Here is a 17,814-nt window from a genome sequence, read left to right on the forward strand (position 1 = left end):
CGACTTCCGGCAGATCATCAACGCGCTCTACAACGACCCGAGCGGGTTCTACGGCATCCCGTTGGACGTCTGCGCGACCTACATCGTGCTGTTCACCATCTATGGTGCCGTCCTGGACCGCACCGGCGCCGGCCAGTTCTTCATCGACCTCAGCTTCTCCATCTTCCGCAAGTCCAAGGCGGCCCCCGGCCGCACCGTGGCGCTCTCCGGCTTCCTGCTCGGGACGGTCTCGGGATCCGGGACGGCGACCGCCGTGAGCCTGGGTGCGGTGACCTGGCCGGTGCTGAACCGCGCCGGCTACCCGAAGGAGAACGCCGGCGGGATGCTCGCGGCCTCCGGGATCGGGGCGATCCTGTCGCCGCCCACCCTCGGCGCGGCCGCGTTCATCATCGCCGAGTACCTGGGCACCTCCTACCTCAACGTGCTGCTGTGGGCGATGATCCCGACATTGCTGTACTACCTGGGCATCTTCCTGGCCATCGAGATCGATGCCCGCAAGGTCGGCGTCCAGGCCGTGGAGGTGGAACGCAAGAACCCGTGGAAGCTGCTGGCCCGCTCCGGCTACCACTTCCTGTCGCTGGGGATCATCGTGTTCTTCCTGGCGATCGGGCTGACCCCGTTCAAGGCCGTCGTCTACGCGACCGGGGTGGCGCTGGCGTTCGGGATCGCCGACTCGATCCTGCGCCGTCGCGGCGACTGGTGGGGGGTGGTCACCGAGACGGCCCGGATCGTCTACGACTCCCTCGCCGGCGGTGTCCGCTCCGTGCTGCCCGTCGCCGCGGTCTGTGCCGCCGCGGGGATCATCGTCTCGACCATCACCAAGACCGGGCTGGGCCAGGTGCTGTCCGACCTGCTCATCCAGATCGCCACCGTGGTCAGCGACAACCCCACCGTGGTGCTGGTGCTCAGCGTGGTGATGGCGGCGATCGCGATCCTCGTGCTGGGCCTGGCCGTGCCCGTGACCGCCTCGTTCATCATCAGCTGGGTGATCATCGCCCCGGCGCTGTTCGACCTGGGCGTCGAGGCCCCCGCGGTCGCGATGTTCATCTTCTACTTCTCGGTCCTGTCCGAGGTGTCCCCACCGACAGCGCTGGCCGCCGTCGCGTCCGCCGCCATCACCGGGGGCAAGGTCATCCCGACCATGTGGCAGGCCTGCAAGTACGCCCTGCCCGCCTTCCTGGTGCCGCTGGCCTTCGTGCTCACCGACAACGGCATGGCGCTACTGCTCCAGGCGCCGGCCGGTGACGTGCTGTGGACCTTCGCGGTCTCGGCACTGGCCGTGGCCGCGCTGGCGGGGGCCGCGGGCGGCTGGATCGTCCGGCGGACGCGCCCGCTCGAGCGGCTGCTGTGCCTGACCGCCGCCGGTCTTCTGCTCTACCTGCAACCGCTGTCCATCGGCCTGGGGGTGGCCGCCCTGGCGGCCGCTCTCGCGATGCACCTGCTCGTCCCGCACCCCTCCAGAGAGGAACACACGTCATGAGGAACCGCACGACAACGCGCCTGCTCGTCGGACTGGTCTCGGCCGGAGTCCTGCTCTCCGCCTGCGGCGGACGACAGGGCGGCGGCACCACCGCGGCCGAGGGAGGGGAGTGCGAGGCCGGTGAGGGCCGGATGACGATCGCCACCGGCAACTCCACCGGCGTCTACTACGTCCTCGGTGGCGGACTCGCCCAGCTGATCAGCAGCGAGACCGACATCAACGCGACGGCGGCCGAGACCGGGGCGTCGGTGCAGAACATTCAGCAGCTGGTCGCGGGCGACTACGACATCGCCTTCTCCCTGGCAGACACCGCCGCCGACGCGACCGAGGGCGCCGCCTCCTTCGAGGAGTCGCAGGAGGTCTCCTCGCTGGGCCGGATCTACCCCAACTACACCCAGGTCGTGGTCCGCGCGGACTCCGGGATCGAGTCGGTCGAGGACATGGCCGGCAAGACGATCTCGACCGGTTCCCCCAACTCAGGCACCGAGGTGATCGCCAACCGGATGCTGGAGGCCGCGGGTCTGGACCCCGCGAGCGATCTCAGTGCGCAGCGGCTGGACCTGACCAAGACGGTCGACGGGATGAAGGACGGCTCCATCGACGGGCTGTTCTGGTCCGGCGGGCTGCCGACCGCGGCGATGACCGACCTGTTCACCAGCATCGGCGACGATGTCGAGTTCATCGACGTCTCGCCGTTGCTGCCCACGCTCCAGGAGATCAACCCCGTCTACACCGAGGGGGAGATCCCGGCGGAGACCTACGGCACGGACCCGGTGCCCACCGTCGTGGTCCCCAATGTCCTGATGGTCCGCGACGACATGGACGAGGGCACGGCCTGCGCGCTGACCAAGCTGGTCTATGAGAACGTCGAGAGCCTGACCCAGGTGCACGCGGCGGCGGCCGACATCGACCTGGGGGTGGCCGGGGAGATCGACCCGATCCCGCTGCACCCGGGAGCCCAGCGCGCCCTGGACGAGCTGGGGGAGTAGAGCCCGCTACACCAGCGAGGCCACGGTGCTGAAGGTGAGGAACCCCAGCACCGTGGAGACCAGGATCACCGAGGCGATGCGACCGTTGTCGGCGCCGTAGCGCTCGGCCAGCATGGAGGTGTTGGCGGCCGCGGGTCCAGCAACCGTGCGAGGGGGGTGCGCGTCCCGAGGTGGAAGAGCAGGGCCGACAGCGCGAAGTACAGGACGTAGGTGTTGAGCCCGGGCGTGCCGGCGACGGCAGGCAGGTTGCGGCCGGGGACGACCGCCAGGTTTCGTCCCCGGCCGCGCCTCAGCTCAGAGGGTGCCGCCCTTGAGCTGGTCCACGAGGTACTCGGCCTGCCGGATCGCCAACGCGACGATGGTCAGCGTGGGGTTGGCGGCCGCGCCGGTGGTGAACAGGGACCCGTCGGAGACGAACAGGTTCGGTATGTCGTGGGTCCGGCCCCACCGGTCGGTCACGCCGTCCTCGGGTCGTTCGCTCATCCGCGAGGTGCCCAGGTTGTGGGTCGAGGGGTAGGGCGGGGTGTGGTGCGTGCCGATGGCGCCGACGGCGGCATACAGCGTGTCGGCCTGCGCGTACCCGTGGTCCCGCATCGCGACGTCGTTGGGGTGGTCGTCGAAGTGCACGTCCGGGACGGGGAGCCCGTGCTTGTCCTGCACCGTGGTGTTCAGGGTGACCCGGTTGGACTCCTGCGGCATGTCCTCCCCGACGATCCACATGCCCGCGGTGCGCGAGTAGGCGTCCATCAGCTCGGTGAAGTCCTTGCCCCAGGATCCCGGCTCGACGAAGCTGGCCAGGAACGCCGGCCCCAGCGAGAGGGTCTCCATGTAGTAGCCGCCCACGAATCCGCGCGACGGGTCGTGCCGGGACTCGTCGGCGATCAGCCCGGCCATGGTCTCTCCCCGATACATCCGCACGTCCTGCTCGAACCGGGCGTAGACGCTCCCGGTGGTGTGCCGCATGTAGTTGCGGCCCACCTGCCCGGAGGAGTTGGCCAGCCCGTCCGGGAACAGCGAGGAGGCGCTCATCAGCAGCAGCCGCGGCGTCTCGATCGAGTTGCCGGCCACGCAGACGACGCGGGCGGCCTGGCGGTGCAGGTTGCCCTCCCCGTCCAGGTAGAGCACCGCGTCCACCGTGCCGTCGGAGGCGTGGGTGATCTGCACGGCCTGGCTCTCCGGGCGTAGGTCCAGCAGGCCGGTCGCCTCGGCCCGGGGGATCTCCCGGACGAGGGTGGACCACTTGGACCCGTTCTTGTCTCCCTGGAAGTTGAAGCCGTCCTGCACGGAGGCGGGGCGCCCGTCGTAGGGCTCGGCGTTGGTGGCGTAGGGGCCGGTGGCGTAGTGCCGGTAGCCGATCCGTCTCGGCGCCGTTGGCGAACACCTTGTAGTTGTTGTTGGCCGGCAGCGGTGGCCGCCCGTGCCGGTGGGTGGAGCCCATCGCCTGCTCGGCCCGGTCGTAATAGGGCGCGAGGTCCTCCAGGGTCAGCGGCCAGTCGAGCAGGTTGGCGCCCTCGACCCGGCCGTAGACCGAACGAGTGCGGAACTCGTGCTCGCGGAACCGGGGAGTGGCCCCGGACCAGTGCGTGGTGGACCCGCCGACGGCCTTGACGATCCAGGCGGGCAGGTTCGGGAAGTCGGTCGCGACCCGCCAGCTCCCGGAGGTGGTGCGGGGGTCCAACCACGCCATCTGGTTGAACGCCTCCCACTCCAGGTTCATGTAGTCCTCGTTGCGCAGGTACGGCCCCGCCTCGAGCACCACGACCGGGAGCCCGGCCTTGGTCAGCTCGTAGGCCAGGGTGCCGCCGCCGGCGCCGGACCCGATGATGACGACGCTCGCCTCGTCCTGGGCGATCTCGGCCATGTCAGCTCTCCTCGGTCGGGGTCGGGCCGGTGGGCAGGTCGGGCACCAGGTCGACGAACGGCTCGTCGCTCTCCTCGACCCGCGGGTCCGGCAGCCAGTCCAGATCGTTGAACCCCCGGTGCAGGTAGCCGCCCTTGTCGAACGAGGGACCCTCGTAGCCGAGGGCGTCCCAGACCTCCTCGTCCTCGTACATGTTCAGGATCGTGGTGCGGCGGATAAAGCCAAAGAAGTCGGTGTTCCCCACCCGCCGGAGCACCTTCGTGGCGCCGTCGTCGTCCAGGTCCAGGAAGGACCCTCCGGCCAGGTCGTTGAGGGTCGCGATGCCCTGGGTGAGCTTGATCCGGAACCAGGTGGACTCATTGGCGAGCTCGAAGATCTGGTCGGCCTGACGCTCGTACGGGCCGTCCGGGAACCCCTCGTGCGGGAAGGCGACCTTGAGGATGCGCACCAGGATGCGGCGGGCCGTGTCGGTGAATTCCATCTCGTTGAGCTGGGGGTACTTCGCCGGGTACTTCTCCGGATAGCCCACGACTGCCTCCTTGCAGTGAAACGCCGGTGGTGGGATCTCTCCTCACCGTAGGAGGGCGACTCAGGCCCCGGTAGGGCCGCTTCTCACGGGGTGAGAATGCCCGCGTCGGGAGAGGTGAGCGGCACGGCATACGGACCCGTATGCCGTGCCGCTCACCTGGGTCTGGCTCAGCGGGAGCGGTGGCCCAGTCGGTAGACGCGCCCGGCCCGGGCAGCGCAGGCCCGCAGCCGGTGCTCGATGTGGCGGCGCTGACCCTCGTACCAGCCGACGGGGGCGGACACCGCCACCGAGCCGATGAGCAACCCGTCGTCGGCCCGGATCGGGACGGCCGCGCAGGCGGTGCCGACCTGGAACTCCTCGTGCTCCCAGGCGATGCCCTCCGCCGCGATCTGGGCGAGTGCCGCGTCGAGTGCCGCGGGGTCGGTGATGGTGCAGGGCGTGAGCCGGTGGGGTTGGTGCGGCTCCAGGTAGGAGCTGCGCTGCTCGGGGGTGTACTCGCTCAGGCCGAGCTTGCCGAAGGCCGTGGCGTGCGGGGTCTCGTGGAAGCCGAACTCCATCGGCTCCAACCGGGGGCACTCGGGGGAGTCGGCGACGAAGACGACAACGAAGTCGGCGCCGCGGTGGATGGCCAGGTAGGCGGCCATCTTGGTGTCCGCGTGCAGCCGCGAGATCTCCTGCTTCAGCTCGCGAGGGACCCCGAGGTCCTCGTGTAGTCGGCTGCCGAGCCGGTGCAGCTTGTAGCCCAGGGCGAACCGCTTCTCCTCCCGCAGGTGGACCAGGTAGCCGACCTGGACCAGCTCCTGGGCGATGCGGTACACGGTCGGCAGCGGCAGCCCGGTGGCCGCCGCGATGTCCCGGGCGCTGGCCCCGCCCGCCTCGGCGACCTGCTCCAGGACGGTGACGGCCCGCTGGATCAGGCTCGTCCGCTCCACGTCGGTGTGTGGCATGGCGCCATCCTTGCAGGGCTGCACCCAGCGCGGTTCTCACCCTGTGAAAATCCGGGCGCCGCGGGCGTGCGCCCACCGTCGGCTTCGGGTTGGATGCCAGCAGGACCCCCGAACGAAAGGACCCCCATGTACCTCATCGTCGTCAAGTTCCCGGTCAAGCCCGAGTTCGCGGACCAGTGGCCCGAGCTCTCCGCCGAGTTCACCGAGGCGACGCTGGCCGAGCCCGGCAACAAGTGGTTCGAGTGGTCGCGCAGCGTCAAGGACCCGAACGAGTACGTCCTCGTGGAGGCCTTCACCGACGACGGCGCCGGCCCCCACGTCAACTCCGAGCACTTCGCCACGATGCAGCGCGAGTTCCCCCAGTACCTCTCCGCCACACCGAAGATCGTCTCCCGCCAGGTCGACGGCGACGGCTGGGACGAGATGGGCGAGCTCCAGGTCGGCTGACCGCGGCGCGGTGCCGTTGACGGTGATCTCGGTCGGGCTCATCCTCGCCGGGCCCGGATCAGGTGCCGGGTCGAGTGGGCCACGAAGGGTAGGCCGCGACGCAGGTCATCGTCCAGGCGCACCAGGTGCTCCCGATAGCGGTCTACGGTGAAGTCGGGCACCCACCACACGCACTTGCGCAGGATCCACACGATCGCGCCGATGTCGTGAAACTCCAGGCGGCACCGTGCCGTGCGGACCTCCTCGACGTCCAGGCCCGCGGCCTGGGCCGCGGCGACCTCGTGCGCCGGGTCGCGGGCCGAGCGGTCCGGCAGCGGGCCGAGGAAGGCCTCGATGAGCTCGTAGGCCGAGCCGGGGCCGACGTGCTGGGCGAGGTAACTGCCGCCCGGGGCGAGCACCCGGTGGATCTGTGCCCAGTCAGGGCTGACGGGATGCCGGGACGTCACCAGGTCGAAGGCTCGGTCCGGCAGCGGCCAGGGCACGCCGCCGGTGACCGCCACGACCTCCACCCCGCGCGGTCCGAGCAGGTCTCGGGCGCGGCGCCGGTTGGGCGCCCAGCCCTCGGTGACCACCATGCGGGGCGGCAGCACGGGTGCCTCGTTGACGACCTCCCCGCCGCCGGTGTCGATGTCGAGGGCGGCGGCGGCGCCGGCGAGCGCCCGAGCCAGCAGTCCGGCATACCCCCATGGTGGGCGCTCCTCGCTGGCCCGGCCGTCGAGCCAGTCAAAACCCCACCCCGAGACCTCGGCGGCCTCGGCCTCCGCGACCAGATCCTCAAAGCTGCGCACGGGCCAATCCTGCCGCCCGGGGACTCGTGGTGCGGCCCCGACCCGAGTGTCGCGGGCGCCCCAACGGTTTGACCCCCAGACTGGGTTCACCAGGTAGGGACGGACGACGGGTCCGCCCACGGCGACCGTGAGGAGGGGTGATGGCCCAGGCCGATCCCGACTTCGCCGCCTACGTGCGCGGCCGCCAGGCCCACCTGCTGCGGATCGCCGTGCTGATGTGCGGTGACGTGCACCAGGCCGAGGACCTGCTCCAGGACGCCCTGGTGAAGCTGGCCCGGCACTGGTCGCGGGTCGGCGGGGACCGGCCGGACGCCTACGTGCGCCGGATCCTCTACCACGACAACATCACCCGCTGGCGCCGGACCCGGCTCGAGGTGGTCACCGAGGAGGTGCCCGAGCTGCACGGTATGCAGTACGGGCCCGCCTGGGAGGACCGCGCCGACGTCCGGGCCGCACTGCAGGAGCTGACCCCGAAGCAGCGGGCGGTCCTGGTCCTGCGGTTCCTCGAGGACCTGACCCAGGAGCAGACCGCGGAGGTGCTCGGCGTCAGCGTGGGCACGGTGAAGAGCCAGACGAGCGTGGCGCTGGCCCGGATGCGGGACCTCCTCGGCGCGGAATGGGCCGAGGAGCGTGCCGGCACGGAGCGAGGAGCGGGACGATGAGCACCGATCGGGACGACACCCAGCAGCCCGGGGGCGCCCGGCACACCAGGGTCGGGACTCTGCTCCAGGAGGCCTCGGACGTGCGGAGCCCGCGGGACTTCGCGACCTCCGCGTGGGAGGAGGCCGAGGTGCAGCAGCGCCGCCGGCGGTGGGGCGTCGCCAGCGGCCTGGCCGCCGTGGCAGCCGCCGCAGCCCTGGTGCTCGCCTTCGTCATCGGCCCGTTCGCCGGCGATGCGCCGCCCGACCCCGTCCCGGCGGGGCCGACGGACAGTGGCGGCGTGGAGGGCCCCACGGCGACGATGGTCTTCCACCAGGAGGAGGCGGGGGAGCCCGAGATCGACCAGGAGTTCCGCCCGGCCGAGGTCGCGGACCTCGTCGACCGCAGGTGGGTGCTCGGCGGCGCACTTGCCGGAGGTCTCGGGCCCGTCGAGACGGTCGTCGGGGCCGAGGCCGACACCCGTCTGGAGTTCGCCGGGGCGGGTGGCACCGGACTCACCCTCCACATCGAGGACTGCGGCGGACTCGCCGGACAGACGGCGCTCGACGGCGGGGGCGGTGTGTTCACCATCGGCGAGGTCGCCAGCAGCGACATCGGCTGCCCCGCCCACGTGCAACAGTCCGAGGACTTCTGGATGGCGGCACTGGCCGCCGGCCGGTTCACGGCAGAGATCTCCGAGGACGGGGGCACCCTGCTGCTGGGGGTGTCAGCAGCACAGCAGCCCGGGCCGCCGGAGGACTCGGCCCCAGACGACCCGGCGCAGGAGCAGGCGGAGGGCGTGGTGCCACTCGGGGGCGGTGTCACGATCGCACTGCCGGAGGGGTGGCAGGCGGTCTACCGCGGGTCTTTGGTGGAGGGCCAGTTCATCACCTGCCTCGTGTCCGAGGGCGGGTCCACCGACCCGACGATGCCCTGCGAGGGCCTGGAGATCACGACCGGTCTGACCGAGGAGACCAGGCCGGAGGCGACCGAATTCTTCGAGCCTGCGGACGGGCAGGTCCCGTGTTTCGCCGACCCCGACTGGTTGGAGCGGGCGCCGGGGGACAACCCGGTGACGTTCCAGGAAGGCGGCACACAAGGAGGCTGGGAGGTCACCGAGGGCGGCTTCCAGGGGGAGTGGCGCTACTGGATCGCCGACTGCGCGGACGGGCAGGAGTTCTGGCCGACGGCGTTCTGGATCGACACCAACACCGAGGGTGGCCGCGTGTCGGCGACCAGCCTGACCCTGGTGGCGAGCACCGAGGACCTGGATGAGGTGGCCGACATGCTCACCGGGCTGGCACCGGACGAGCAGAACTTCGACGTCCAGACCGAGCACGCCCAGGTCGTCAGCGGGGCCGACACCCTCTCCAACCTCCTGCTGCGGGTCTACGGCCCCGATGACCCGCCGGTCGGCACCGAGGGGGCGCAGCCCTCACAGACCGCCACCTACCGGCTGACCGACGGGACGCAGTGCCTGCTGCACGACACCGCGCTGCTCCCGGGCGTGGACCTGCGGATCACCGACTGTGTCCAGCTGATGAAGTGGCTCTACGAGGAGACGAACGCCGGCCGCGAGCCCCTCGTGACGATCATCGCCGACCACCAGCAGCAGCTGCTGCAGATCCGCACCCTCTACACCCCCTGACCGGCGACACGCCGGATTCTTCGGGCGCCGGGGCAACCTGCGGCACCCTGGGCTGCGTTGACGGTCCATGGACGACATGGGGAGAGGGTGACGCTCATGGAGGTCGACGAGGACTTCCTGGACTTCGTCCGAGCCAGACAGGAGCCCCTCCTGAGGGCGGCCGTCCTGGTCTGTGGCGACCACCACACGGCCCAGGACCTGCTCCAGGAGGCGTTCGCCAAGCTCGCGAGCCGGTGGGAGCAGGTGCGCGGCGGAGCCCCCGACGCGTATGTGCGCCGGATCCTCTACCGGGACGCCGTCTCGCACTGGCGCAAGTGGCGCCGCGAGAGGCCGTATGACGTGCACGCGCCGGACGGTGAGTTCGCGGCCCAGGCCTCCGCCCGGGACGACGTCGAGGACTGGGTGAGCGGGTCGGAGGTGCGGGCGGCACTGGCCGACCTGGCGCCCCGGCAACGGGCGGTCCTGGTGCTGCGCTACTACGAGGACCTGTCCGAGGAGCAGATCGCCGAGATCCTCGGCGTCAGCAGGGGGACGGTCAAGAGCCAGGCCAGCAAGGCCCTGGCCAATCTGCGCCGGCAGCTGCCGGAACTGGAACCGGCTCCTGCCGGTGAGGGAGGTGGGTCGGCATGACCGCCAAGGACATTCGCGACGCACTGGATCGAGCGGTGGGGACGACGGAAGGACGAGACATGGCAATGCAGGCATGGACACGAGGGCGGCGGATACGACGTCGCCGCCACGCGGCCTACACGGGCGCGGGCACGGTGGTGGCCGCCGCCGCGGTCGTGGGTGCGGTCGCCCTTGGCGGAGGGTTCGACACCGCCCAGGACCCGGCGCCCGCGACACCCGATCCGGGACCGACACAGGTCGAGACCCCGGAGATCCCGGACCTGGAGGGGCCGCACACCTTCCTCTTCGCCCGGGAGGGCGCGGAGCTGCAGGTCGACGCGTCGGCGCTGCGGTCGCTGGAGGGACTGGACGTGCCCGCGACGACGGACCTGGCCGGGACCAGCTGGGACCTGGTGAGCCCCCTCGAGTTCGCGGGCGGCGCCGCCCCTGAGGACATGGAGCTGACGCTCGCCGACGGCCGGACCGTCGGAGCCGACGTGCCGACCGGGCTGGACTTCTTCGACACCGACGACGGCGTGACCCTGGGCATTGACGTGGACGGGTGCGGGGGCGCCCGGTACTCGCAGGACCTGGCGCTCGCCTCCGACGGCAGCTTCGCCGGTCAGGGCATCGTCCAGCTGGCCTCCGGGTGCCCGGAGGAGGTCGTGGCCACGGAGGCGTTCTGGGTGGAGTACCTGACCGAGGGGGGCTCGCTGCACCTGGTGGAGGAGGACCTGCTCCTGCTCACCGTCAACGGGACGGACGCGGACGGTGGCGACCCGCCGCCCGCGACCACGGACCCGGATGCCACGAGCGGCCCGGACGAGTCGGCGGGACCGCCGGAGGGCACGGTCTCCCTCGGTGACGGGCACGGGCTGGCCCTGCCGGAGGGCTGGACCTATCTGCCGGTGTACGACGCCGAGGTGTGCCTGCTCCCCGAGGGCGAGACGGACCTGCTCTCGCCCTGGTGCGTACCGGGCGTGGACATCCGGACGGGCCTGGAGGACGCCGGGTTCACCGAGGGCGGCTGGTGGGACCCGAGCGACACCGAGGGACGCCCCGCGGAGCAGTGCTACGGCGACCCCGAGGGCTACGAGGGGTGGGGGCAGTGGCGCGACAACCCGGTCACGGTCGACCCGGACCCGGAGGCCGGTGAGACGACCGTGGGAGACCACGACGTGGAGTGGCTGCGCTGGTCGGTCACCTGCGCCGAGGGGCAGGAGTTCACCGCCGAGTCGTGGCGGGTCACCGACCTGGGCGTCGAGGTGCGTGCCTTCGACTCCTCCGAGCACGACCTCGAGGCGATCACCGGGGCCCTGGTGCTGGGGGAGGAGGTGCCCGCCTTCACCCGGCACGCGGTGCAGCTGGCCGAGCCGGTGGCAGACACCGTCTCCGGGGAGGTGCTGGAGTGGAACGGTTCCTGGCAGGGCACGGGAGAGACCGTCACGTTCCCGGTGACCGGTGAGTCCCGCTGCCTGGGCACGGCGGCCGACGGCCAGAGCGGCATTGACCTGGCGATCACCGACTGCGCCGACCTGACACAGGAGACCGAGGGCCTCCCCGTGGTGAGCGTCATCGTGGACGAGGACGACACAGTCCTGACCGTCAACGTGATGTCCGGCGCCTGACACCCGGCCGACGCGCCGTCACCGCGACGCACGGGCGGGCCTTCCCTACACTCGTGGGGATGGCCCGCCTTGCGTTCTGGATGATCAGTGCCGTGTGCCTCGTCCTGCTCGTGCTGGGTTGGTTCCTGCTTCCGGAGCGGGTTCCGGTCCATTTCGGGGTCGATGGGGAGCCGGACCGCTGGGTCTCGCGCGCCAGGGCGGTGTTGGAGATGGGCACGGTCATGGGCGGGATGATGCTGTTGTTCGCCGGGCTCGCCGCCTGGATGTCGCGGATATCGTTCGCACTGCTCAACCTTCCCAGCGACCACAAGGAGTGGTGGGCGGCCGAGCCGGAACGCCGGGCACGGCTGCGCGAGCTGCTGGCCGAGGACGCGTGGGCCCTCGGCGCCCTCACCCTCGCCCTGCTGGGGGGCGTGACCCTGCTCACCTGGCTGACGGCATACCAGCAGAGCCCCCGGCTGGGCTGGGGCGCCATCGTCCTGATCGTCGTCTACGCGGTGGCCCTGCTGGTGCAGGTGCTACGGATCGCCACCGTGCGCTACCAGCCGAGGGAATGACGAGGCACCCTCGGGCGTTGTGTGATTGAAGATTCAATCACGATCGGCGTACGTCGGTCCCGTGGGAAGGTAGCAACCATGCAGTTCGGCATCTTCAGCGTCAGTGACATCACCATGGACCCGACGACCGGTCGGACCCCGACCGAGGCCGAGCGGATCCAGGCGATGGTCGCGATTGCCCTCAAGGCCGAGGAGGTCGGACTCGACGTCTTCGCCACCGGCGAGCACCACAACCCGCCGTTCTTCGCCTCGTCGCCGACCACCTTCCTGGGTTACGTCGCCGCACGGACGACGACGCTGCAGCTGTCGACGGCCACCACGCTGATCACGACCAACGACCCGGTGAAGATCGCCGAGGACTACGCGATGCTCCAGCACCTGGCCGGAGGTCGGGTCGACCTGATGATGGGGCGCGGCAACACCGGGCCGGTCTACCCGTGGTTCGGCCAGGACATCCGCCAGGGCATCAACCTGGCCGTGGAGAACTACCACCTGCTGCGGCGGCTCTGGCGCGAGGACGTCGTGGACTGGCAGGGCAAGTTCCGCACCCCGCTGCAGGGCTTCACGTCGACGCCGCGTCCGCTGGACGGTGTGCCGCCCTTCGTGTGGCACGGCTCGATCCGCAGCCCCGAGATCGCCGAGCAGGCGGCCTACTACGGCGACGGCTTCTTCCACAACAACATCTTCTGGAACATGGAGCACACCGCCCGGATGGTCGGGCTCTACCGCCGCCGGTTCGAGCACTACGGCCACGGCTCGGCCGACCAAGCGATCGTGGGCCTCGGCGGTCAGGTCTTCATGCGCAAGAACAGCCAGGACGCGGTCCGCGAGTTCCGCCCCTACTTCGACGTGGCCCCCGTCTACGGGCACGGGCCGTCACTGGAGGAGTTCACCCGCGACACCCCGCTGACGGTGGGGAGCCCGCAACAGGTGATCGAGCGGACGCTGACCTTCGCCGACTCCGTCGGTGACTACCAGCGCCAGCTGTTCCTGATGGACCACGCCGGGCTGCCCCTGGAGACCGTGCTGGAGCAGATCGAGATCCTCGGCAGCGAGGTCGTCCCGGTGCTCCGCCGGGAGTTTGAGTCGCGCCGCCCCGCGCACGTGCCGTCCGACCCGCCGACGCACGCCACACTGGTCGAGGCCGGTATCGACCACCCGAACGCCGCCCTGGGCCCGGCCCGCGCCGAGGTCGGGGAGGGCTCCCGATGAGCCGCCGTCTCGTCGTCATCTCGGCCGGGCTGAGCCAGCCCTCCTCCACCCGGCTGCTCGCCGACCGGATCGCCGGTGCCGTCTCCCGCGAGGTCACCGCCCGCGGCGAGGCGCTGGAGGTGGAGGTGGTCGAGTTGCGGCCGTTGGCGCGCGACATCGCCGACCACCTGGTGACCGGTATGCCGTCAGCCGCCTTGCGCAAGGCGCTCGCCGCGGTCTCGGGCGCGGCTGCGGTGGTCGCCGTGACCCCGGTGTTCACCGCCTCCTACGCCGGGTTGTTCAAATCCTTCGTGGACCTGCTCGACCCCGGGGCGCTCACCGGCACACCGGTCCTGATCGCGGCGACGGCCGGGACGGCCCGCCACTCCCTGGTGCTGGACTACGCGTTGCGCCCCCTGTTCAGCTACCTGCGCGCCCAGGTGGTGCCGACCGGCGTGTTCGCCGCCACCGAGGACTTCGGTGGTGACGGCGCCGGGCGCGACGGTGTCGAGGGGCTGGACCGCCGGATCTCGCGGGCCGCCGCCGAGCTGGCGGACCGGATCGTGGCGACCGGCGGGTCGGTGGCCGGCTTTGCCGCTCCGGCCGTCGACGAGGTCGGCCGGGTCGACGTCCTCGACGACGACTCGATCACCCCGTTCGAGCAGTTGCTGCGCGGCGACCGCTGACCCGTGGAGGTCCGACCGCTCGACCCGGCAGACCACGGTGCGGCCGTGGCCCTGTGGTCCGCTGCGGGCCTGACCCGGCCCTGGAACGATGCCGGCGCGGACCTGCGCCGGGCCGTGCGGGGGCCGGACTCCACGGTCCTCGGGGGCTACCTGCCCGAGGTCGGGCTCGCGGCGACCGCGATGGTGGGGCACGACGGGCACCGCGGCTGGGTCTACTACCTCGCCGTCGACCAGCGATGGCGCGGCCGCGGGCACGGCCGCCGCATGATGGCGGCCTGCGAGGACTGGGTGCAGCGGCACGGCATACCGAAACTCCAGCTGATGGTGCGCCGTGACAACGCCGAGGCCCTCGGGTTCTACGAGGGCCTCGGCTACGAGGAGTCCGACGTGACCGTGCTGGGGCGCCGCTTCTGATCCGCTCGCTGGTGGACGCTCAGGCGAGGAGGTCGCGCCGCCGGAACGCTGCCAGGGCCAGCGCCCCGAGCGTGAGGGCTGCGGCGCCCAGGCCGAGCAGGGGGCCCCACGCGAGCGCGTCCGCCGGCAGGGACGGGGTCAGCTCGATGGGGGAGAGCTGCGTCGCCCAGTCCGGCAGCCGCAGGATCGGGCCGAACCAGACCACGACCACGCTGAACAGCACGACGAGCCAGGCCAGACCCGCCCACTTCGGGACCGCTCCGACGAGCAGGGCCGTGAAAGCGGCCACAGCCAGCATCCCCGGCAGGTAGGCCAGCGATGCCCCGACGACGGAGGCAATCCACCCTGCGTCGCCCTCGGCGGCCGCCACGCCGATGCCGATCCCGACACCGCAGGCCAGGACCAGCAGCACCGTGTGACCGGCCGCGACCGCGGCCCACCCCAGGAACAGCCGGGTCCGGGACGCTCCCGCGGTCAGCAGTAGGGCGGCGCGCCCCGCGTCGTCCTCGGCACGCAGCCGCAGCACGGCGCCGACGGACTGGGCCATCACCCCGATCATCAGGAAGGAGAGCATGACAGCGGAGAAGGAGTTGGTCATCGAGTCCGGGTCGGCGGCCAGCATGGCGGCGACCTCCTCGGGCAGATCCGCCAGGGCCTCCTCCAGGGAGGTGGCCAGCGAGCCCATCGCGATGCCGAAGAGGAACAGCCCGACGCCCCACCCGAGGGCCGGCCCGCGCAGCAGGTGCCGGGCCACCCCGGGCACCGACCGCAGTCCGGTGGCCGCCGTGGCCGGCCCTGGCCGAGGAGCCCGCAGGCCTGCGCCCAGGTCGCGGCGCCGGGTCAGCGCCACCGCTGCCGACAGCAGCAGCAGGACCAGGGCAGCCGACAGGAGCAGCGGCCACCAGCGCAGGTCGACGTAGAGACGGGTCTGCTGTGCCCAGGCGATGGGGGAGAGCCAGGACAGCCAGGATCCGGTCGGCTCGACGATGTCGCCGACGCCACGGGCCAGGAACGCGGCACCGAGCACGGCCATCGCCAGCCCGCTGGCGGCGCGGGCGTGCTCGGTGACCTGCGCGGTCACCGCCGCGACCGCCCCGAACACCATGCCGGTGACGGTGAGGGCCAGCCCGAAGGCGAGGGAGTCCGCCACCGCCAGCCCGGCGGCGATCAGGACGAGCGCGGAGGCCACGCCCACTGCCACGGTCGCGCTGGCGACCGTCAGCAGGGCCGCAGCCGGTGGCGCCACCGCGTGGACCGGGAGCGCGCGGAGCGTCTCCATCCGTCCGGACTCCTCCTCCGCCCGCGTGTGCCGGACGGTGAGCAGGATGGCCATGATGGCGGTGGCGACGAGCAGGGTCAGGCTGATCTCGTTGGCCACCATCGCCCCGAACGTGTAGTTGTCCAGGCCGAACGCGGGGCCGGACATCATCACCGCCGAGGGGTTGCTCATCAGGGCGGCACGCGCCTGTCGTGCGGCCGCGTCGGGGTAGGCCACCTCGAGGGAGGCGACGGTGACCCACATCGTCCCGGCGATGGCCAGGCTCCAGATCAGGATCCTGATCCGGTCCAGCCGGAGGAAGAGGCGTAGCAGGCCGGCGGTCCCGGCCCAGCGCCCGCTGGAACCGGCTGCTCGGTGCCGGGCCCCGCCGGCGGCCTCGGGGGCGGGGGAGCGTGAGTTCGTGGTCGTCGCGGTCATGCGGCGGGCTCCGTGTCACTGAGATCGTCGCCGTAGTGCCGCAGGAACAGCTCCTCCAGCGACGGCGGCGTGATGGTCAGGTGCTCCACGCCCAGCGTGCTGAGCAGGGGCAGGACGGCGGGCAACGTGGCGTCGTCCACCTGGAAGCGCAGGCTCGACCCGTCGTGGGTGAGGTCGTGCACGCCCTCGGCGCCCGCCAGCTGCGCGGTGTCGGCGCTGGTGGTGGCGGCGACCGTCGACCGGGTGAGGTGGCGCAGCTGGGCCAGGGTGCCGCTCTCCACGTCCTGGCCGGACCGGATGATCGTCACGGTGTCGCACAGCTTCTCCACCTCGGCCAGGATGTGGCTGGACAGCAGGACGGTGCGACCCTCGTCGCGCAGCCGCTGCACCTCGTCGGTGAAGATCGCCTCCATCAGGGGGTCCAGTCCCGAGGTCGGCTCGTCCAGCAGGAAGAGCTCGGCCTCGGTCGACAGTGCGGCGACGAGGGCGACCTTCTGTCGGTTGCCCTTGGAGTAGGTGCGGGCCTTCTTGGTCGGATCCAACTCGAACCGCTCGATCAGTTCGGCCCGTCGCCGCGTCCCGGCGCTCCCGGTGCCGCCTCGGAGGCGGGTGAGCACGTCGATGATCTCGCCGCCGGTCAGGCTCGGCCACAGGTTGGTGTCGCCGGGCACGTAGGCGATGCGGTGGTGCACCTGCACCGCCTCGCCCCAGGGGTCCAGCCCGAGCACGCTCGCCCGGCCGGAGTCGGCGCGGAGCATGCCGAGCAGCACCCGGATGGTGGTCGACTTGCCGGCGCCGTTCGGGCCCAGGAATCCGACGACGGATCCGGTCGGCACCGTGAGGTTGAACTGGTCCAGTGCCCGGAAGCTGCCGAAGTTCTTGGTGAGGTCGTTGACCTCGATGGCGAGCGCGCTCATGGTGTCTCCTCGGGTGGGGGGTCGCGGTAGGTCAGGTAGGTCTCGAGCAGAGAGGAGTCGGTCAGCATGGGCTCGGTGAACAGCTCCAGCCCCGGACCCATGAGTGCGTCGGTGTAGGTGCGGAGCGTGGTCGGCAGGGTCGTCAGGTCGAGGCGTCCCTCCGGGGTGGGCATGTTGAGCAACAGGCTGCCCAGGGACCAGTTGACGAGCATCCGGGCACGGTCCTCTGGGAAGCGGCTCTGTCGCACCGTCCCCGCCTGCACCCCGTCCTCCAGGTAGCTCAGCGTGTCCCGGGTCATCCCCTCGATGAGTTGCGCGGTGAAGTCGTCACCCGCCTGCACGGCGCGCAGCACGTAGCCGACCAGCACCGCGTAGCCCTCGATGGCAGCAAGCTCGACGAGGAGGGCGCTCCCGGCCCCCGTCTGCTGGAGGACCGAGCTCTTGGCCCGCACGATCTCGCCGTGCACGTAGTCGTCGCAGGCCTGGCGCAGCCCCGCCCGGGACCCGAAGTGGTGCAGGATCAGCGCCGCGCTGACCTCCGCCTCCGCGGCGATGGCACGCAGCGAGGTGCCCATCCCGTCCTCGGCGAACCGGCGGATCGCGGCATCCCTGATCCGGGCCCGCGCCGTCAGGTCGTTCGGGGATGGGGTCGTGCTGGCTGAACTCATGTTCAATAGACTAAACGAACGTTTAGTCCGGCGCCAGGCAGGCTTCAGTCACGGAGCCTGGCGTGTTGGCCCGGAGGCTACGGGCACACGGTGACGGCAACCTGCAGGGTGGTGAGGGTG

General features: G+C 71.3%; 17 protein-coding genes and 1 pseudogene. 11 read left to right on the forward strand and 7 right to left on the reverse strand.

Annotated features, from left to right (window positions below; translation table 11 throughout):
• The first annotated feature begins 16 nt into the window (after window positions 1-16).
• Both AC1QRC_RS10880 and AC1QRC_RS10885 read left to right on the forward strand, forming a co-directional pair.
• Window positions 17-1,480 carry a TRAP transporter permease gene (locus AC1QRC_RS10880; protein WP_484206622.1) on the forward strand — a complete coding sequence of 488 codons (1,464 nt, stop codon included), beginning with the start codon at window positions 17-19 and terminating at the stop codon, window positions 1,478-1,480.
• Window positions 1,477-2,469 carry a TAXI family TRAP transporter solute-binding subunit gene (locus AC1QRC_RS10885; protein WP_484203345.1) on the forward strand — a complete coding sequence of 331 codons (993 nt, stop codon included), beginning with the start codon at window positions 1,477-1,479 and terminating at the stop codon, window positions 2,467-2,469. Before AC1QRC_RS10880 ends, AC1QRC_RS10885 begins: the two co-directional genes overlap by 4 nt.
• 294 nt (window positions 2,470-2,763) lie before the next feature.
• Here AC1QRC_RS10885 and AC1QRC_RS10890 read toward each other — a convergent pair.
• The 3 genes and pseudogenes from AC1QRC_RS10890 to AC1QRC_RS10900 form a co-directional block, all read right to left on the reverse strand.
• Window positions 2,764-4,330, reverse strand: a pseudogene (locus AC1QRC_RS10890) (GMC family oxidoreductase).
• 1 nt (window position 4,331) lies between these two features.
• Window positions 4,332-4,859: a hypothetical protein gene (locus tag AC1QRC_RS10895; protein WP_484203346.1), complete on the reverse strand. Its 528-nt coding sequence runs from the start codon at window positions 4,857-4,859 to the stop codon at window positions 4,332-4,334.
• Between the two features lie 167 nt (window positions 4,860-5,026).
• Window positions 5,027-5,806, reverse strand: coding sequence for an IclR family transcriptional regulator (locus tag AC1QRC_RS10900; RefSeq protein WP_484203347.1), 780 nt, complete (start codon window positions 5,804-5,806; stop codon window positions 5,027-5,029).
• Between the two features lie 126 nt (window positions 5,807-5,932).
• On the opposite strand from AC1QRC_RS10900, the gene AC1QRC_RS10905 reads away from it, so the two are divergent.
• Window positions 5,933-6,253, forward strand: coding sequence for a putative quinol monooxygenase (locus AC1QRC_RS10905; RefSeq protein WP_484203348.1), 321 nt, complete (start codon window positions 5,933-5,935; stop codon window positions 6,251-6,253).
• Window positions 6,254-6,291: 38 nt separating this feature from the next.
• Here AC1QRC_RS10905 and AC1QRC_RS10910 read toward each other — a convergent pair whose 3' ends face one another.
• A complete protein-coding gene (locus tag AC1QRC_RS10910) occupies window positions 6,292-7,041 on the reverse strand; it encodes a class I SAM-dependent methyltransferase (protein WP_484203349.1) in 750 nt (249 codons plus the stop codon).
• 140 nt (window positions 7,042-7,181) lie between these two features.
• On the opposite strand from AC1QRC_RS10910, the gene AC1QRC_RS10915 reads away from it, so the two are divergent.
• From AC1QRC_RS10915 to AC1QRC_RS10950, 8 genes are all read left to right on the forward strand, one after another.
• Window positions 7,182-7,703 carry a SigE family RNA polymerase sigma factor gene (locus AC1QRC_RS10915; RefSeq protein ID WP_484203350.1) on the forward strand — a complete coding sequence of 174 codons (522 nt, stop codon included), beginning with the start codon at window positions 7,182-7,184 and terminating at the stop codon, window positions 7,701-7,703.
• Window positions 7,700-9,328, forward strand: coding sequence for an META domain-containing protein (locus tag AC1QRC_RS10920; RefSeq protein ID WP_484203351.1), 1,629 nt, complete (start codon window positions 7,700-7,702; stop codon window positions 9,326-9,328). Before AC1QRC_RS10915 ends, AC1QRC_RS10920 begins: the two co-directional genes overlap by 4 nt.
• A 96-nt stretch (window positions 9,329-9,424) precedes the next feature.
• Entirely contained in the window at window positions 9,425-9,958 is a 534-nt protein-coding gene (locus tag AC1QRC_RS10925; RefSeq protein ID WP_484203352.1) for a SigE family RNA polymerase sigma factor, read from the forward strand.
• Between the two features lie 59 nt (window positions 9,959-10,017).
• A complete protein-coding gene (locus tag AC1QRC_RS10930; RefSeq protein WP_484203353.1) occupies window positions 10,018-11,565 on the forward strand; it encodes a hypothetical protein in 1,548 nt (515 codons plus the stop codon).
• A 59-nt stretch (window positions 11,566-11,624) separates the two neighbouring features.
• Window positions 11,625-12,122 carry a DUF1648 domain-containing protein gene (locus AC1QRC_RS10935; RefSeq protein WP_484203354.1) on the forward strand — a complete coding sequence of 166 codons (498 nt, stop codon included), beginning with the start codon at window positions 11,625-11,627 and terminating at the stop codon, window positions 12,120-12,122.
• 78 nt (window positions 12,123-12,200) lie between these two features.
• The gene (locus AC1QRC_RS10940; protein ID WP_484203355.1) at window positions 12,201-13,334 is read left to right on the forward strand and encodes an LLM class flavin-dependent oxidoreductase; all 1,134 of its coding nucleotides are present in this window, start codon (window positions 12,201-12,203) and stop codon (window positions 13,332-13,334) included.
• Window positions 13,331-13,999 carry an FMN reductase gene (locus AC1QRC_RS10945; protein ID WP_484203356.1) on the forward strand — a complete coding sequence of 223 codons (669 nt, stop codon included), beginning with the start codon at window positions 13,331-13,333 and terminating at the stop codon, window positions 13,997-13,999. Before AC1QRC_RS10940 ends, AC1QRC_RS10945 begins: the two co-directional genes overlap by 4 nt.
• Before the next feature lie 3 nt (window positions 14,000-14,002).
• Window positions 14,003-14,413 carry a GNAT family acetyltransferase gene (locus tag AC1QRC_RS10950; RefSeq protein ID WP_484203357.1) on the forward strand — a complete coding sequence of 137 codons (411 nt, stop codon included), beginning with the start codon at window positions 14,003-14,005 and terminating at the stop codon, window positions 14,411-14,413.
• 19 nt (window positions 14,414-14,432) lie between these two features.
• Here the strand turns inward: AC1QRC_RS10950 and AC1QRC_RS10955 are convergent, their stop codons facing one another.
• The 3 genes from AC1QRC_RS10955 to AC1QRC_RS10965 are packed head-to-tail and all read right to left on the reverse strand — an operon-like array spanning window position 14,433 to window position 17,694.
• Entirely contained in the window at window positions 14,433-16,109 is a 1,677-nt protein-coding gene (locus tag AC1QRC_RS10955) for an ABC transporter permease (RefSeq protein WP_484203358.1), read from the reverse strand.
• The gene (locus AC1QRC_RS10960; RefSeq protein WP_484203359.1) at window positions 16,106-17,026 is read right to left on the reverse strand and encodes an ABC transporter ATP-binding protein; all 921 of its coding nucleotides are present in this window, start codon (window positions 17,024-17,026) and stop codon (window positions 16,106-16,108) included. The genes AC1QRC_RS10955 and AC1QRC_RS10960 overlap by 4 nt, the downstream gene beginning before the upstream one ends.
• Window positions 17,023-17,694 carry a TetR/AcrR family transcriptional regulator gene (locus AC1QRC_RS10965; RefSeq protein ID WP_484203360.1) on the reverse strand — a complete coding sequence of 224 codons (672 nt, stop codon included), beginning with the start codon at window positions 17,692-17,694 and terminating at the stop codon, window positions 17,023-17,025. The genes AC1QRC_RS10960 and AC1QRC_RS10965 overlap by 4 nt, the downstream gene beginning before the upstream one ends.
• Between the last annotated feature and the right edge of the window lie 120 nt (window positions 17,695-17,814).

This window comes from Ornithinicoccus sp. (assembly GCF_057176825.1).

Coding starts and splice junctions, on each gene's coding strand:
- AC1QRC_RS10885 (WP_484203345.1), top strand. CDS start 1,477: ATGAGGAACCGCACGACAACGCGCCTGCTCGTCGGACTGGTCTCGGCC.
- AC1QRC_RS10900 (WP_484203347.1), bottom strand. CDS start 5,806: ATGCCACACACCGACGTGGAGCGGACGAGCCTGATCCAGCGGGCCGTC.
- AC1QRC_RS10905 (WP_484203348.1), top strand. CDS start 5,933: ATGTACCTCATCGTCGTCAAGTTCCCGGTCAAGCCCGAGTTCGCGGAC.
- AC1QRC_RS10915 (WP_484203350.1), top strand. CDS start 7,182: ATGGCCCAGGCCGATCCCGACTTCGCCGCCTACGTGCGCGGCCGCCAG.
- AC1QRC_RS10920 (WP_484203351.1), top strand. CDS start 7,700: ATGAGCACCGATCGGGACGACACCCAGCAGCCCGGGGGCGCCCGGCAC.
- AC1QRC_RS10925 (WP_484203352.1), top strand. CDS start 9,425: ATGGAGGTCGACGAGGACTTCCTGGACTTCGTCCGAGCCAGACAGGAG.
- AC1QRC_RS10930 (WP_484203353.1), top strand. CDS start 10,018: ATGGCAATGCAGGCATGGACACGAGGGCGGCGGATACGACGTCGCCGC.
- AC1QRC_RS10935 (WP_484203354.1), top strand. CDS start 11,625: ATGGCCCGCCTTGCGTTCTGGATGATCAGTGCCGTGTGCCTCGTCCTG.
- AC1QRC_RS10940 (WP_484203355.1), top strand. CDS start 12,201: ATGCAGTTCGGCATCTTCAGCGTCAGTGACATCACCATGGACCCGACG.
- AC1QRC_RS10945 (WP_484203356.1), top strand. CDS start 13,331: ATGAGCCGCCGTCTCGTCGTCATCTCGGCCGGGCTGAGCCAGCCCTCC.
- AC1QRC_RS10955 (WP_484203358.1), bottom strand. CDS start 16,109: ATGACCGCGACGACCACGAACTCACGCTCCCCCGCCCCCGAGGCCGCC.
- AC1QRC_RS10960 (WP_484203359.1), bottom strand. CDS start 17,026: ATGAGCGCGCTCGCCATCGAGGTCAACGACCTCACCAAGAACTTCGGC.
- AC1QRC_RS10965 (WP_484203360.1), bottom strand. CDS start 17,694: ATGAGTTCAGCCAGCACGACCCCATCCCCGAACGACCTGACGGCGCGG.